Here is a 14,998-nt window from a genome sequence, read left to right as displayed (position 1 = left end):
GCCGGTCACCGGCACGGCGGCTGCCGCCGAGGCCTAACGCGAGGCCCTGAGCGCGCCGAAGCCGCCGGCGAAGTGGACCAGCGGCCGGCTGTCGACGCGGTGCGTGCAGTAGCGGACGGCCCCGACGAAGATGGTGTGATCGCCGCCGGGGAGCGCCTCGGCGACATCGCAGACGACGGCCGCGATGGCGTCCTTCAGCACCGGCACGCCGTGGTCGTCGACGGTCTCGATGCCCGCGAACTTGTCCGGTTTGGAGGCGGCGAAGTTCCGCGCCAGGGCCTCGCCGTCCTCGCCGAGCACGTTGACCGCGAACCGGCCGTGCTCCGCGATCGCGGTCCGCGTGTACAGGTGGTTGCCGATGCACACGAGCAGTTGGAGCGGGGCCAGGGAGAGGGCGGACACGGCGCTCGCGGTCATGCCGATGGGTGTGCTTCCGGAGCGTGTGGTGATCACGCTGACACCCGTGACGAGCCGGCCCATCGTGGCTCGGAAGTCGATTGCCGTGTCGAGGATTTCGGTCATCGGAAGCCTCCGTGAAAGTCGGGGGGACGTCGGTGTGAGGCGCGGGGCCCGGGATCGCTCCCGGTCCCGGTGGGTGTGTGAACCCCCAGGTCGCTCGGGCGCGGCCTGACGTGTGCGGCGCCGGCGGTGAGGTCAGTCCGCGGGGAGGGGTTCGAGGACGAAGGTGCGGCGCAGCAGGGTGTACGGCACGTCGGTCAGGCCGCGGCAGGGACCCGTGTCGGCCTCGTAGGTGTCGTAGGACTCCAGCAGCGACTGCTTGACCCCGAACACCGGATCGGCGTCGAGGTACGGGTCGTCGGAGGGGAAGAGCATGGTGGTGACGCGCTGGAATCCCGCGGCCTCGATCAGCAGATGCAGGTGGGCGGGACGCATCAGCGACCTGCCGGTGGCGCTCATGAGTTCACCGACCGGGCCGTCACCGGGGATCGGGTAGCTGGCCGGGCGGATGGAGCGGAAGCCGAAGTGCCCCGTCCCGTCGGTCCGGAACAGCGCCCGCATGGCCGGGTCGACCCGGCCGGGTACCTCCATGTCGTAGTGGCCGTCCGCGTCGCTGTGCCAGACGTCCACCCCGGCACCGGGCACCGGTGCTCCGTCATGGTCCACGACCCGTCCCTCGAAGAACAGCGGGGTGCCGGGCAGGCCGCCGGAGATGTCGGCGGCGTCGGACCGCTGCGGCCGGTCCTCCCTGAAGTAGGGGCCCAGGACGCTGTTCTGGGTGGCTTCGGCGGGGCGCCGGTTGCTCAGGGCGTCGACGAGCATGGTGACGCCCAGCACGTCGGAGAGCAGGATGAACTCCTGGCGCGTCGGCGTGCACGTTTGCCCGGTACGCGTCAGGAAGTCCACTCCCGCGGCCCATTCCTCCTCGGTCGGTTCGACGTCGCGGACGAAGGCGTGCAGGTGCCGTACCAGTGAGTGCAGGATCTCCGCGAGGCGGGGGTCCTTCGTGTCCCGCATGGTCGAGATCACGGCCCCGGTGATGGTGTCGCTGGTCAGATCGCGCATGGCGTGCTCCTGTGGTGATCGAGTGTTCGCTGGCGGAGTCGGTCTGGGCGCCGGTGCTCCGGTGACGGTCAGGGCCGCTCGCCGGCCCAGGCCCGGGTCAGGAGGGCGGTCACCGCTCTCCGGTCCACGGGACGCGGGTTCCAGTAGCCGTCCCGCACGACGAGTTCGGCCGCCTGCGAGATCCCCGACTCGGGCATGCCGAGGTCCCGGAGGGCCCTGGGTGCGCCGAGCCGTCCCGCGAGGTCGAACAGGGAGTCGGCGGGGTCGTCTCCCGGCAGTGCCCGCGCGATGCGGGCCATTGCTTCGCCGGCGGCCGGGGCGTTGTAGGCGACGACGTGGGGCAGGACGACGGTGTGCGTCTCGGCGTGCGGCAGTCCGAAGGTGCCGCCCAGCACATGGCACACCTTGTGGTGCAGGGCCATCCCCACCGTGCCCAGGCAGGTGCCGGCCAGCCAGGCGCCGTACAGCGCGTCGGCCCGTGCCTCCGCGTCGTCCGGGCGTCGCGCGATCAGGGGCAGGGAGCGGGCGAGGGCGTCGAGTGCCTCACCGGCCATCAGGAAGGCGACCGGGTCCTCGTCCTGTGCGTAGAGGGACTCCACGGCGTGGGCCATGGCGTTGATTCCGCTGACCACCGAGACCGGAGCCGGAAGCGTATGCGTCAGCTCGACGTCGTACACGACCGTCCTGGGCCGTACTTCCGGCAGCCGCCTGGTGGTCTTCCTGCGGCCCTCGGTCTCTCCGAGGATGGGTGTCATCTCCGACCCGGCGTAGGTGGTGGGCAGCGCCAGCAGCGGAAGACCGGTCCGGGCGGTGATCGCCTTGCCCAGGCCGACGGTCGACCCGCCGCCGACGGCGAGCACCGCGTCGGCCGCCACGGACCGGGCGTACGCGACCGCCTTCTCGGTGACCTCGACGGGGGTGTGCGGGGCGGCCTCGGTGAAGGTTCCCGCGGCTGCCGCGCCCAGCAGATCCCGTATCCGGGCCGCCTGCTCGACCTGGTCGGGCGTGCACAGTACGAGCACCCGACGGCATCCGAGGGCATCGGCCTCTTCGGGAACACGGCTGCGGGTTCCGCTGCCGAATACCACCTTGGTGATCTGGCCCCGGTGCACGAATGTCTTCATGATGATTTCCTCGGTCCTGCCGCGCCATTTCCTGGGTGGAAGGAAGCGTCGTCATGGAATTGAGGTGCGTCAACGGAATCCATGGAAGATGACCGACCGCCCCGCGGGAATACCCTGTTCGCGTGACCCGCACAGCCCCAACGCCCCCTGCAGCACGTGCGATATCACTCATCTGCGGTATGGCCGGACCGGGTCGGCGCGCCCGACTGTGGGTGCAGGTGCGGACCCGCGATTCGTAATGCTCGAAGGGTGTCGCCGAGCCCGAGCGAATTCCCGTTCATTGCCCGACGAAAACCCCCGGTGGATCCGCATTGTCGAGAGGCAGCGTGAAAAGCGATCGATGAGGTGGTGGCCTGCACCGGCGTCCGCCGGCGCGTCGCCCTGGTCCTCGAACGCTGACACCCCTGCGCGTCGCCGCCCCGGCCCAGCCGAGCGGAGGGCGAGCCTTGACAGCACAGGCAAGGGTACCCAGGATGGGAAACCATGGAAACTAACCCAGTTTCGAAAGTTTCCGAGGGTGACGAGCGGCGTGCCGAGGCGATCGTGGAGGCCGCCGGCCGGTTGTTCTTCGCGCCGGGCCTCGCGCCCGTGAGCATGGACGCCCTCGCTCGTGAGCTCGGCATGAGCAAGAAGACGATCTACCGCCACTTCCCTGACAAGCGCAGCCTGCTGGCCGCGGTGCTGGACCGGCAGTTCGCGGCGGTGGAGGACACGCTGGTGGCGGCGGCCGAGGGCGCGGAAGGGCAGCCGTTCGACGTACGGGTCCAGCGGTTCCTGGTCGCCGCGGGCACCGAGCTCGGGCGGATCGGCGCGGCTCAGCTCGCCACCGGACGCGGCGGCGACCCGATGCTGCGCCAGTACGTGGAACAACGTGTCGACGCGGTGATCTACCGACGCATCGACGAGCTGTTCCGGTACGGGCACCGGGAGGGGCTGCTGACCGCGCCTCCCGAACTGCTCTGCGAGATCACCCGCGGCGCGCTGGAACGCCTGTTCACCTCCCGGCTGCCGCAGGAACTGGAGTGGACCGCGGCGGACCTGCTGCGGGCCACCGTCGACACCGTGCTCCACGGGGCGATCCGCCCCACCGGCACCGGTACCGACGCCGAACGACTCGGAGCGGCCATTCCGGCTGCCCGTGACGACGACAAGGAGGTGAGCCCATGACCGCGACAACCGGCAGGGTGGCCCTGGTGACGGGCGCCAGCAGCGGAATCGGCGCGGCCACCGCCCGCGTGCTCGCCGAGCGGGGCATGCGCGTGGTGCTCAACTACCTCAGCAACACCAGGGCGGCCGAGGAGATCGTGGCCGACATCGAGGCGGCCGGCGGCCGGGCCATGGCCGTACAGGCCGATGTACGCGAGGTGCCGGCCGTCGAGGACATGGTCGAGCGGGTACGGTCGGCCTGGGGCGGCGTGGACGTGCTGGTGCACAACGCGCTCATCCCCTATGCCGTCAAGTCGTTCCACGACATCACGTGGGACGAGCTGGGCGGCAAGCTCGACGCCGAGATGCACGCGGCCTTCGCGGTCACCAAGGCGGTGCTGCCCACGATGACCGCGCAGGGCTGGGGACGCATCGTCTATCTCGGTACCGGCCTCAGCCGCCGGCCCCGGGAGGGCATGATCGCGCTGGGGACGTCCAAGGCCGCGCTGGAGCAGTTCGCCAGGTACCTCGCCCAGGAACTGGGCCCGCAGGGCATCACGGTCAACATCGTCTCGCCCGGACCGGTCGAGTCCCGTATCGCCGCCGACGTGTTCGACGACGCGACGAAGCAGCGGCAGGTGGCCGCCACTCCCCTGGGCCGCCTGGCACACCCGGCCGACGTCGCCCAGGCGGTCGCCTTCTACGTCGGCGAGGACAACGCCTTCATGACCGGCACCACCGCCGCGGTCAACGGCGGAATGGCCATGTACTGAATCCGCCCCGCCGTCCCCCGCACGCGGGACCGCGCCGTCACGGTCCGGTCGACCGCCGGACGGCATCCGACACACCGTCACCAGAGCACCGGGCACCGGGCACCGGGCACCGGGCACCGGGCAGCACGGCGCCTGTGACCGTCACGGAACGCGCGCCTGCGACACGATCAAGGAAGCAGCGTATTCATGCACACGATCGATCTTGCCTACGTCGGCCGGGGCCTGCACGAGGAACTGGCCGCCTACATCGCCGACCAGGAGGACTACTACGCCGACGAGGGCGTCCATGTCGCGCTGCGCGACGGCTGCACCTGGGACGAGGAGCGGCTGCGCCGCGGCGCCACCATCGGGCTCGGCCGGGCCCTGCTGTCCCGGCTGACCGACGGCACCCCGTGGGTCGGGCTCAATGTCAACACCCACCGTCCGCTGTTCTGGTTCCTCGCCCGTCCCGAACTGACCTCGATGGCCGACCTGGCCGGGCGGCGGCTGGCGGTGCACGCCCCGCACACCGCTCCCGGGTGCTTCACCAGGATCGTGCTGCGCAAGGCCGGTCTCGACCCGGACCGTGACATCCGGACGATCGTCCGGGCGCCCGGCGACTACGGCATGGACCTGCGCCGGCTGCGGGACGGCGGGATCGACGCGGCGCTGGTCGGCAGCACCATGGCGCCGGAGGCGGTGGCCGCCGAGTACGGCTGGCGGGTGCCGGCCTGGATGGGCGACCACTTCCGGATCCCCACCGTGGGCCTGGCCGTCGACACCACCTACACCGACCCGGACGACCCGGCGGTGCAGGCCGTCCTGCGCGCACACCGACGGGCCCTGAAGGTGATCCACGAGGACCCCGACACCACCGTGCGGCACATGCAGACGTTCCTCGGCGGACACACCCCGGACGAGGTCCGAGCGCACTACGACACCTTCATCGCACCGCACTTCACCACCGACGGCCAGGCCGACCTCGCGATCGGCGACGCCGCGATCGCCGCGGTCGCCGCCGAACTCGGCGTGCCCGCCACCTTCACCGCGGCCGAGTTCTACCGCACCGCCCCCTAGAGCCGCACCCCGTGTCGCGTGCGTCCATCGGGTGTCACCGGGGACGGGGTGTCACCGGGGACGGCAGGGCGTCATTTCCCCGACCCCGGGAATGAACGCGGTGGCAGCATTTCAGAAGAGCGCCGTCGTTTCGATCCCATGTCCTGATGTGCGGGCGTCGTGGCACATCAACCCCTCCGACTTGGCTGCCCTTTCCGCCTACCGTGATGGTGTGACGCGCCGGAAGGATATTCTGCCGAATCGGGCGCGTCTGCCATTGGCCGTATGCGAAGAGGAAAGAAGGCGATCCGCGTCGTGGCATTGCGATCCCGCGCCGGACAGCCGGCGTCGAATGGGCTGGAATTCGGCCTCAACGAATGGGTTGTCGACGAACAGTACGAGCGGTATCTGCGGGACCCGGACTCCGTCGACCGGGCGTGGCGGGATCACTTCGCCCTCCCCGGCCCCGCGACGGACGGACGGGCACCGGAGAACACGGTCTCCGAGAGCGGCCGTGCGGAGGAGACAGCCGTCAAGGCCGTCCGCGTCGCGGCACTGATCCACGCGTACCGCGTACGCGGACACCTGATGGCCGATACGAACCCGCTCACGAACCAGCAGGGGGTCACTCCCCCGGAGCTCGGCCTGAAGACGTTCGGACTCGGTGAGGAGGACCTGGACCGGACGTTCGTCGTGGACGACTTCGCCGGGCGGGACACGATGACGCTGCGTGACGTGCTGGACGTACTACGGGAGTCCTACTGCCGGACCGTCGGCGTCCAGTACATGCACATCCAGAGCTCCGAGGAACGCTGTTGGGTCCAGCGCCGGATCGAATCGCCGCAGCGGCCGCCGGACCGCGCCGAACAGTTGCAGATCCTCTACCGGCTGGGCGCGGCCGAGGCCTTCGAGAGGTTTCTGCACACCAAATACGTGGGCCAGAAGAGGTATTCGCTCGAAGGCGGCGAGTCGGCGATCGTCCTGCTGGACGCCCTGCTGCACCGCGCCATCGCTCACGGCGTGCGAGAAGCCGTCATCGGCATGGCGCACCGCGGCCGGCTCAATGTGCTGGCCAACATCGTCGGAAAGTCCTACCGGGAGATCTTCCACGAGTTCGAGGATGCCGTGGACATCCGCTCGGTCCAGGGTTCCGGTGACGTGAAATACCACCTCGGGGCGGAGGGGACCTATCGCGCCCTCGACGGCGGCACGGTCGGCGTCTCCGTCGTGGCGAACCCCTCGCACCTGGAGGTCGTGGGCCCGGTGGCCCAGGGAGTGGTCCGCGCCAGGCAGGAAGTCGCCCCGGACGGCGGCGGCGCCTTCGCGGTCCTCCCCGTCGCCGTCCACGGAGATGCCGCCTTCGCCGGTCAGGGCGTGGTCGGCGAGACGCTGAACATGTCGCTGCTGCCCGGCTATCACACCGGCGGGACGGTTCACGTCGTCATCAACAACCAGCTCGGTTTCACGACCACACCGGCCCACGGCCGGTCGAGCGCGTACGCCACCGACGTGGCACGGACCGTCGAGGCCCCGATCCTGCACGTGAACGGAGACGATCCCGAGGCCGTCGTGCGAGTCGCCCGGTTCGCCTTCGACTACCGGCAGGCCTTCCACAAGGACGTCGTCATCGATCTGATCTGCTACCGGCGCCACGGCCACAGCGAGGTCGACGACCCGTCCATCACGCAGCCGGAGATGTACGACCGTATCGACGCCAGGCCCTCGGTGCGCAAGCTGTACGCCGACGCCCTGGTCCGCCGGGGAGACATCGGCGCACGGCAGGCGGAAGGTGCCCTGCGGGACTACCGGGAGCGTCTTGAGCATGCCTTCGCCGAGACCCACCCGGTGCCGGCACCCGGCCGCCTGCCGGAGCACGTCGCCGCCGAGGACCGAGGTCACGCGGCCGCCGCTCCGGCCACCGCGATCACGGAGGCGACCGCCCGGCACGTCCTCGCGTCCCAGACCGACCTGCCACGGGGCTTCACCGTGCACCCGCGTGTTCTGCCGCAATTGCACAGACGTGCCACGATGCTGGACGCGGGAACCATCGACTGGGCCACCGCGGAGACCCTCGCCTTCGGCTCCCTGCTGCTGGACGGGGTTCCGGTGCGGCTGGCCGGGCAGGACTCCCGCCGCGGCACGTTCGGGCAGCGGCACGCCGTGCTCACCGACCGGCACACCGGCGTGGAGTACACACCGCTCAACTCGCTCGGCGCGCAGGCCGCGACCTTCACGCCGTACGACTCGATGCTGTCCGAACTGGCCGTGCTGGGCTTCGAGTACGGCTACTCGCTGGCGCGGCCCGAAGCCCTGGTGCTGTGGGAGGCCCAGTTCGGCGACTTCGCCGACGGTGCGCAGACCGTCGTGGACGAGTACATCGCGTCGGCGGAGCAGAAGTGGGGGCAGCGTTCCGGGGTGACCCTGCTGCTGCCGCACGGCCTTGAAGGGCAGGGACCGGACCACTCCTCCGGCAGGATCGAGCGCTTCCTCCAACTGTGCGCGCAGGGGAACATGAGCGTGGCCGTGCCCACCCTGCCCGGCAACTACTTCCATCTGCTCAGGCAGCAGGCGCTCGAGGCCACGCAGCACAGAAGGCCGCTGGTGGTGTTCACCCCGAAGTCGATGCTGCGGTCGAAGGCGGCCGTCTCGACGCCGGCCGAGTTCACCGCGGGCGGGTTCCGCGCGGTCCTGCCGGACGAGACGGCCGACGCCGCCCGGGTCAGGCGTGTGCTGGTGTGTTCGGGCAAGGTCTTCTACGACCTGGACGGCTACCGGCGCGACGCCGGTCTGTCGGACACCGCGATCGTCCGTGTGGAGCGGCTCTACCCGTTCCCGGAGCGGGAACTCGCCGCGGAACTCGCCCGGTTCCCCGCCGACGCGGAGGTGCGGTGGGTGCAGGAGGAGGCGGAGAACCAGGGAGCCTGGCTGTTCGTGAGCTCCCCTCTGCGGCGGCTGGCGGACCGCCCCCTCGGTTGCGTCAGCCGGCCGCCGGCGTCGGCCGCGGCCGTGGGCTCCGCCCGGCGGCATGCCGACGAGCAAGGGGAGCTGGTGGCATCCGCCTTCCGCTGACCACGGCACACGGACCGGATTCCCGCGGCCCCGACGCCCGCTTCGGGGTGGGACACCGGCCCCGCACGGCCGTTGACCAGCGACGGCACGCGGCCGTGTGTCGGGGAAGCCGGGGCGGGCTGCCCGACCAGGTCTTTCGGCGAGTGTGAGGATCCGCACGTCCGCCGGGATTGCGTCGGCCGGGCCCGCACGCAAGAGTGTTCCAACTGCCCAGCCCAGCAATCGAGATGATTCCGTCGGGCGCCGCGCACAGCGGCACCGGCGAAGAGGATGCGATGCGCGTGAGCCCCATGCCGTTGAGGGGACTCGCGGTGGCCTCGGCCACCGCGGTCACCGCTGTCGGAAGCGTCGTCGGTGTTGCCTCGGGCAGCAGCGCACAGAACAACGACGCGCAGGCGGCGGCTGCCACCGACGCCACCCTCCTCGCGGACCTGCCCGCCGACCAGCAGGCACAGGTGCAGACCGCGTCCCTGACCCAGCAGGCCGACGCCGTGGCCGTCCAGGCGGACGTGAGCGCCCGCAAGGACGCCGAGCAGGCCGCCCGGGCCGCAGCGGCCAAGACCGCACAGGCCAAGAAGGCCGCCGCCGACAAGGCCGCCAGGGAGCATGCGGAGGCCAAGGCAGCGGCCGGCGATTCCACCGCCAGCTTCCCGGTGCGGAGTTCGTACACCGTGGCGCAGCTCAAGGCGATGGCCGCGGAGATAGTGGGCAGCAGCCAGTTCCAGTGCTTCAGCAACATCGTGGACCACGAGTCCACGTGGAACTATCTCGCCGTCAACCCCTCCTCCGGCGCCTACGGGCTCGTCCAGGCCCTGCCCGGCTCCAAGATGGCCTCTGTCGCGGCGGACTGGCAGACCAACCCGGCCACCCAGATCAAATGGGGCCTGAACTACATGAACACGGCCTACGGCAGCCCCTGCCAGGCGTGGGCCTTCTGGCAGGTCCACCACGCGTACTGACAGCCCCTGACCCAGCCGGCGCCGGCCGCCGCGCACCCGAGGATGAGGCGAGGGTGGACCCCTTCGCCGCCCGGTCTTCTGCCGCCGCGAAGCGGTCAGGAGTCGGCGATGGTGCTGAGCAGTGCTGCGGCGCGGGCGATCACTGTGCGGTCTTCGGCGCTGAGGGCGCGCAGTTGATCGTCGAGCCAGGCGTTGCGCCGGGCCCGGGCGGCGCCGGCGAGTTCGTCGCCTTCCGCGGTGGTGCTGAAGAGGACTTTGCGGCCGTCGGCCGGGTCGCGGGTGCGTACGGCGTACCCGGCCGAGGTCAGGCGGTTGACGGTCTGGCTCATGGAGGCGGGTGAGACGCGGCCGTGCTCGCTGAGGTCGGTGAGGGTCTGCGGTCCGTGCTTGTGGAGGCGGGTGAGCACCTCCAGGGCCACGTCCCCCAGGCCGCCTTCGGGACGCTCGCTGCGGAATCGGCGGTAGAGGCGTCCGACCGCGGAGCGCACCTGCCCGCCGAGGTCCGTCTCCTCGCCCTCGGCGGGCCGACCTTCGGTTGCATGCTTCCCCATGGATCATTAGTATACCGAAAAATATCTCTCCTTCACCTATTCCAGTGAGAGCCAGATCCTCAGGCAGGAAGAGTCGAGGCCATGCCCGCAAATCCCCTCGGGGTCGCGCTGCGCAACCGGCGCGCCGGCCACCACACTCTCGTCTGGGCCCGCCCCGACCTACAGGTCCCGGAGAGCTTCGCCCTGACCAGCCCCGCCTTCGAAGACGGCTCACCCATACCGGAAAGGCACCGCGGCCGGTTGTTCGGCGCGAACATCTCACCCGCCCTCGCCTGGACACCGCCGCCGGCGGGCACCGTCGAACTCGCGCTCGTCGTGCAGGATCCCGACGTCCCCATGGGGAAGCCGGCCACCCATGCGCTCGCGCTGGGCATCGACCCCTCCCTGGACGGCCTCCCGGAGAACGCTCTCGCCAACCCCAGCCCTGTCGCGGGAATCCGACACGGGAAAGGCCCGCTCGGCCGCCGCGGCTGGGTCGGGCCCATGCCGATCAGATCGCACGGGCCGCACGCCTACGTCTTCCAGCTCTACGCCCTCGACCGGGCCCCCGAACTGCGTGCGGGCTTCGCCCTCGACGAGCTGATCGCCGCCATCGCGGGCCACGCCGTCGGCCGCGCCCGGCTGGACGGAACATACGAGATCAGATAGCGCCCGCGCGATCAGGTCAGGTGCCGGGAGAAGAACGTCAGTGCGCTGTCCGGTTCGAATGCCGGCAGGTCCCCGTGTCTGCCGGGGTTGGCGTGCAGCGTCTTCTCGGTCGAGGCGAAGGCGTCGAACAGCGCCAGGCACTGGTCACGCGGGACGCGCTCGTCGTCCCACTGCACCAGAAACTGCACCGGAACGCTGATCCGTGCGGCATCCGCCCCCGTGGCCAAGGCCCCGCCGAGACCCAACACGGCAGCGCGGACGCGGGGTTCGGCGGCGACGAAGGGAACACCGAGCCCGCATCCCAGCGAGACTCCCCAATAGCCCACCGGGCCATCGCCCACGTGCTCGAGCCGCCGAACCGCGTCCAGAACCGCCCGCCATTCCGGAACGGTCCGGCGGGCCACGAGCGCCTGGAATCTGGCGACCAGCGGCGCGAGTTCTTCGCCGGCCTCCACACGTGCCTGGTTCTCGGTCGCGATCCGGTTGAACTTCTCGTCCAACGGCCGGTCACCATGGCCGGGCACGTCGACCGCCAGCACGGCGAACCCGCACTCGGTCACGAAGCGGCGCGCACGGTCCATGATGTCGGGGGCCTTCTTGTGCTGACCGCCCCCATGTCCCATCACGATGAGCGGACGGGTCCCGGCAGCGCCTTCCGGCGTCCACAGAACACCGGGAACCTCGTCGCGGACGAAAAGCTGTTCGCGGACGCCGTCGGAGGACGTCTCAGAAAGGAAGCGCATGACGTTCAAGCCCTTCGGGATGCCTTCTGCGGGCGCTCCCTAGGCCATGCGAGGGAGAGAGGCCCGACCTGTCACAGTGTCGATCGGTCTCACCTCCCCAGTTCGCAGCAAGCGCACGGCGGCACCGAAGCTATCACGGGGCCCTCAGGCTCTCGACTCGGCTGCCGTGGTGATGCCTGTTTCCGTCAGGGGCGGTTCACGCGGAAGTGGTAGCAGCCGTATTCGACGGCGCGGACGTGTACCTGCGCGGTGTCGGGGTCGGCGAAGGCCTCGGCCAGCGCCTGCTCGAAAGCCGCGCGGGGATCCTCGGGAATCTCCAGCATGCGACCGCCCGCGATGTGGCCTCGGCGGTCATAGCGGCGCAGGACGCGCAGGGCGCCGGGGCGCGCCCACGGGTAGCCGGCGTCCTCGTCGGCCGGGCCGCCGCAGTCCTCGGCGTGGATGAAGACCGGCCCCTGTTCGTCGTACGCCCCGGGGTCGGCGTCCGTCTCCGCCGCCCACCGGCGCAGCGGGGCGTAGCAGACCAGGGCGATCCGCTCTCCCCTGGTACTGGACCGCAGGCAGCAGCGCAGAGGCGCGTCGCCTTCGTCGTCCGTGTACGGGCGTGGCGGGTTCCCGGCGTCGTCACGAACACGCAGTTCCTCGAGGGCTTCGGACGGGATGGGAAGAGGAAGGAAGGCAGGAGTCATGGGTTCAGCCTGACGCGGGCCGAGCGGGGACGCTGGCGGGATCCGGACGCCGTCTTTCAGGCCGGAGGAGCGTCCGCCGAAGAGGCCCGGAAGTCCCGTTCGGCCGGTAGCGGTCATGGCGTGGCGGGTTCGCGTCCCGTCCCTTCCCGCCGGCGGCAGGCGTGGGGGCGCACCGGGAGTGAACCGGTGGGTGCTCTGGGGCTCGTGAGATGTGCGACGGCGCACTCTTCGAAGCAATCGCGCCACCTCGCGCTCCGTTAATGCTTCCTCACTCCTGGGCAGATATGCCACGGTCAGCTCCGCGCACCGCGGACCACCCCCGCCGACTCCGGCCGCACCCCTGGCGGACCAGGCCCGCGCCGGAGACCATGGCGCCCGACTCACACGATCGCGACGTACGAGACGTCGTCCCGGACGACCGGCGCCATCAGCTCCGCCCGATCTTCGAGCCGCACGGCGTGCGGTCACCCGAACCGCTCTCCCCGCTCGCGGTCCGCCATACGCGGGGCGGAATCCCCTACGAGGAGTTGCCGAAATGTCCCATGATTCACCCGAGTTACCCTCGGACCGGCACCCGTACGACCGCTCCCCCGACGACCGCTCCCCGTACGACCGCTCCCCGCACAACCGCTCCCCCGACGACCGTTCTCCGCACGACCTCTCCGCGCAGGACCGACCGCCGTACGACCGCTCGCCGTACGACCGTCCCTCCCCCACCTGGTCCACCGGGCCGGTGGAGCTGTCCGGCGTCCGTCCCCCGGACCCGCACTCCGGCCCCCACCGCACCCTGCGCCTGCTGCGGCGCGCCTACCGCTGGCAACGGCGCGTGGCGACCGTCACCGCGCTCGGCTACTTCGCCGCCTTCCTCACCCTGACCGTCAAGGCGCCCTCCCTGATGGCCCGGCCGGGCCCGGGCGGCCTGCCCACCGGGCTGGTCCTGGCCCTCGTCCAGATCCCCGTCACCTGGCTCGCGGTCCTCCTCTACGAAGCCGCCGCGCACCGCTTCGTGGATCCCCTGGCGCGCCACGCCCGCCGCCAGACCCACGTGGCCGTCGCGGACCGGGAGCAGGGGCCATGACCGAGTTCAGCGGCTCCGCCCAGTCCTGGTCCCTCGTCGCGTTCTGCACGGTCGTCGCCCTCACCCTGCTGCTGTGCGTGCTCACCGGCCCGGAGGCGGACGACCTCGCCGAGTTCTACACCGGTTACCGGTCCCTCTCCCCGATACGCAACGGGCTGGCCGTCGCCGGTGACTACATCTCCGCCGCCACCGTCCTCACCGTCGGCGGGATCATCGCCCTGTGCGGCTACGACGGAATCGTCCTGGCCCTGAGCGCCCTGCTGTCCCTGTTGTTGCTGATGTTCCTGCTGGCCGAACCCCTCCACAACACCGGCCGCTACACCATGGGCGACGCGCTGGCCCGCCGTCACCCCGCGCGGTCCGTGCGCGTCACGGCGTGTCTGGTCACCCTGGCCGCGCTCGTCCCGATGATGGTCGTACAGCTGGCTGGGGTCGGTGAACTCCTGGCGTACGTCCTCGGGTTCACCGATCCCGGCATGAAGAACGGCTGTGTGGCCGGGGCCGGCGTCCTCATGATCACTTATGCGGCGCTGGGCGGGATGCCCGGCACCGCGCTCGTCCAGATCATCAAGACCGTGGTCCTGCTCGGCTCCGGGCTGGTCGTGAGCGTCCTGATCCTGCGCACGTTCGGCTGGCAGCCCCAGGCGCTGTTCCACGCGGCGGCCGGGGGGAGCGGAGCGGGGCCCGCCTATCTCAGATGGGGTCTGCAGTACTCCAGCAGCCCGCATCCCGCCCTGGACATGGCCAGCACCCAGTGCGCGATCGTGCTCGGCGGTGCCAGCCTGCCGCATGTCACCATGCGGATGTACACCGCGGGCACCCCGCGTCAGGTGCGCCGTGCGATGTCCTGGGCGGTCTCCTCGGTGACCCTGTTCGTCCTGATGCTCACGGTGATCTGCACGGGTGCGGCCGCACTCGTCGGTCACGACCGCATCGCCGCCGCCGACGCGCACGGCACCACCGCCTATCTCCTGGGCGCCCGCGCCGCGTTCGGAACCAGTCTGTCCCGGCCGGAGAGCCTCCTCTTCGCCACCGTCACCACCGCCGTCTTCCTCACCCTCCTCGCCTCCGTCGCCAGCATGACGCTCGCCTGCGCCAACACCCTCGCCCACGACCTGACCGCGTCCCGCGCCCATCCGCCGGCTCCAGCCCGGGAACTGGCCCTCGCCCGGTTCAGCGCCCTGGTCGTGGGCATCCCCACCATCCTCCTGGCCGTCCTCGCCCAGCACCGCAGCCTTCAGCCGCTGGCCACCGTCTCCTTCACCCTCGGTGCCTCGGCCATCGCCCCCGCGCTCCTCTACACCCTCTTCTGGCGCCGCTTCACGCGCACCGCGCTCCTGGCCACCCTCATCGTCGGCTCCCTGAGCGTCCTGGCCCTGGCCCCCGGCACCACCCTGGTCTCGGGGACACCGCTGTCCGCCTTCCCCGAGGCCGACTTCGCCTGGTTCCCCTACAACACGACCGCCCTCGTCTCCGTACCCGCGGGCTTCCTGGCCGGCTGGCTCACCACCGTCCTGTCCGGGCGGCGGGCCACCGCCCGCGAACGCAGCCGCTACGAGTCCCACGAGCACCACCTCCTCACAGGGCCGCCGCCACGCCACTCGCCCCGGTAGTGCCGGACACGGCGGGAAGGGGCGCCCCCCGCCGGGGACGCCCCTT

14 protein-coding genes are annotated in these 14,998 nt (G+C 70.9%); 8 read left to right on the top strand and 6 right to left on the bottom strand.

Annotated features, from left to right (window positions below):
- Nucleotides 1–33: 33 nt before the first annotated feature.
- The 3 genes from ACWDGI_RS10440 to ACWDGI_RS10430 form a co-directional block, all read right to left on the bottom strand.
- Nucleotides 34–522, bottom strand: a complete 489-nt coding sequence (locus ACWDGI_RS10440; protein WP_450757353.1) for a flavin reductase family protein — start codon at nucleotides 520–522, stop codon at nucleotides 34–36.
- Between the two features lie 132 nt (nucleotides 523–654).
- Entirely contained in the window at nucleotides 655–1,524 is an 870-nt protein-coding gene (locus tag ACWDGI_RS10435; protein WP_450757351.1) for a dioxygenase family protein, read from the bottom strand.
- A 68-nt stretch (nucleotides 1,525–1,592) separates the two neighbouring features.
- The gene (locus tag ACWDGI_RS10430) at nucleotides 1,593–2,648 is read right to left on the bottom strand and encodes a maleylacetate reductase (protein WP_450757349.1); all 1,056 of its coding nucleotides are present in this window, start codon (nucleotides 2,646–2,648) and stop codon (nucleotides 1,593–1,595) included.
- Nucleotides 2,649–3,131: 483 nt separating this feature from the next.
- On the opposite strand from ACWDGI_RS10430, the gene ACWDGI_RS10425 reads away from it, so the two are divergent.
- The 5 genes from ACWDGI_RS10425 to ACWDGI_RS10405 all read left to right on the top strand — a co-directional run bounded on the left by ACWDGI_RS10425 (nucleotide 3,132) and on the right by ACWDGI_RS10405 (nucleotide 9,630).
- The gene (locus ACWDGI_RS10425; RefSeq protein ID WP_450757347.1) at nucleotides 3,132–3,815 is read left to right on the top strand and encodes a TetR/AcrR family transcriptional regulator; all 684 of its coding nucleotides are present in this window, start codon (nucleotides 3,132–3,134) and stop codon (nucleotides 3,813–3,815) included.
- Nucleotides 3,812–4,567, top strand: coding sequence for an SDR family NAD(P)-dependent oxidoreductase (locus tag ACWDGI_RS10420; RefSeq protein WP_450757345.1), 756 nt, complete (start codon nucleotides 3,812–3,814; stop codon nucleotides 4,565–4,567). The genes ACWDGI_RS10425 and ACWDGI_RS10420 overlap by 4 nt, the downstream gene beginning before the upstream one ends.
- Nucleotides 4,568–4,753: 186 nt before the next feature.
- Nucleotides 4,754–5,623, top strand: a complete 870-nt coding sequence (locus ACWDGI_RS10415) for an ABC transporter substrate-binding protein (RefSeq protein ID WP_450757343.1) — start codon at nucleotides 4,754–4,756, stop codon at nucleotides 5,621–5,623.
- Between the two features lie 264 nt (nucleotides 5,624–5,887).
- Entirely contained in the window at nucleotides 5,888–8,671 is a 2,784-nt protein-coding gene (locus ACWDGI_RS10410) for a multifunctional oxoglutarate decarboxylase/oxoglutarate dehydrogenase thiamine pyrophosphate-binding subunit/dihydrolipoyllysine-residue succinyltransferase subunit (protein ID WP_450757341.1), read from the top strand.
- A gap of 275 nt (nucleotides 8,672–8,946) precedes the next feature.
- Complete coding sequence (locus ACWDGI_RS10405) at nucleotides 8,947–9,630, top strand: aggregation-promoting factor C-terminal-like domain-containing protein (RefSeq protein WP_450757339.1); 684 nt, start codon at nucleotides 8,947–8,949, stop codon at nucleotides 9,628–9,630.
- A 95-nt stretch (nucleotides 9,631–9,725) separates the two neighbouring features.
- Here ACWDGI_RS10405 and ACWDGI_RS10400 read toward each other — a convergent pair whose 3' ends face one another.
- Nucleotides 9,726–10,181: a MarR family winged helix-turn-helix transcriptional regulator gene (locus ACWDGI_RS10400; protein WP_450757337.1), complete on the bottom strand. Its 456-nt coding sequence runs from the start codon at nucleotides 10,179–10,181 to the stop codon at nucleotides 9,726–9,728.
- Between the two features lie 81 nt (nucleotides 10,182–10,262).
- Between ACWDGI_RS10400 and ACWDGI_RS10395 the strand changes: the two genes are divergently transcribed.
- Nucleotides 10,263–10,829 carry a YbhB/YbcL family Raf kinase inhibitor-like protein gene (locus ACWDGI_RS10395; RefSeq protein WP_450757335.1) on the top strand — a complete coding sequence of 189 codons (567 nt, stop codon included), beginning with the start codon at nucleotides 10,263–10,265 and terminating at the stop codon, nucleotides 10,827–10,829.
- An 11-nt stretch (nucleotides 10,830–10,840) separates the two neighbouring features.
- Here the strand turns inward: ACWDGI_RS10395 and ACWDGI_RS10390 are convergent, their stop codons facing one another.
- Both ACWDGI_RS10390 and ACWDGI_RS10385 read right to left on the bottom strand, forming a co-directional pair.
- The gene (locus ACWDGI_RS10390) at nucleotides 10,841–11,572 is read right to left on the bottom strand and encodes a dienelactone hydrolase family protein (RefSeq protein WP_450757493.1); all 732 of its coding nucleotides are present in this window, start codon (nucleotides 11,570–11,572) and stop codon (nucleotides 10,841–10,843) included.
- Between the two features lie 185 nt (nucleotides 11,573–11,757).
- Nucleotides 11,758–12,261: a DUF1203 domain-containing protein gene (locus ACWDGI_RS10385; RefSeq protein ID WP_450757333.1), complete on the bottom strand. Its 504-nt coding sequence runs from the start codon at nucleotides 12,259–12,261 to the stop codon at nucleotides 11,758–11,760.
- 535 nt (nucleotides 12,262–12,796) lie between these two features.
- On the opposite strand from ACWDGI_RS10385, the gene ACWDGI_RS10380 reads away from it, so the two are divergent.
- Both ACWDGI_RS10380 and ACWDGI_RS10375 read left to right on the top strand, forming a co-directional pair.
- On the top strand, nucleotides 12,797–13,339 hold the full coding sequence (locus ACWDGI_RS10380; RefSeq protein ID WP_450757331.1) for a DUF485 domain-containing protein: 543 nt from the start codon (nucleotides 12,797–12,799) through the stop codon (nucleotides 13,337–13,339).
- Nucleotides 13,336–14,952, top strand: coding sequence for a sodium/solute symporter (locus ACWDGI_RS10375; protein WP_450757329.1), 1,617 nt, complete (start codon nucleotides 13,336–13,338; stop codon nucleotides 14,950–14,952). Before ACWDGI_RS10380 ends, ACWDGI_RS10375 begins: the two co-directional genes overlap by 4 nt.
- The last annotated feature ends 46 nt before the right edge of the window (nucleotides 14,953–14,998 follow it).

The organism is Streptomyces sp. NPDC001220 (assembly GCF_053597895.1).
Note: the sequence above shows the minus strand (reverse complement) of the source record. Positions and strands in the feature narration are given on the sequence as shown.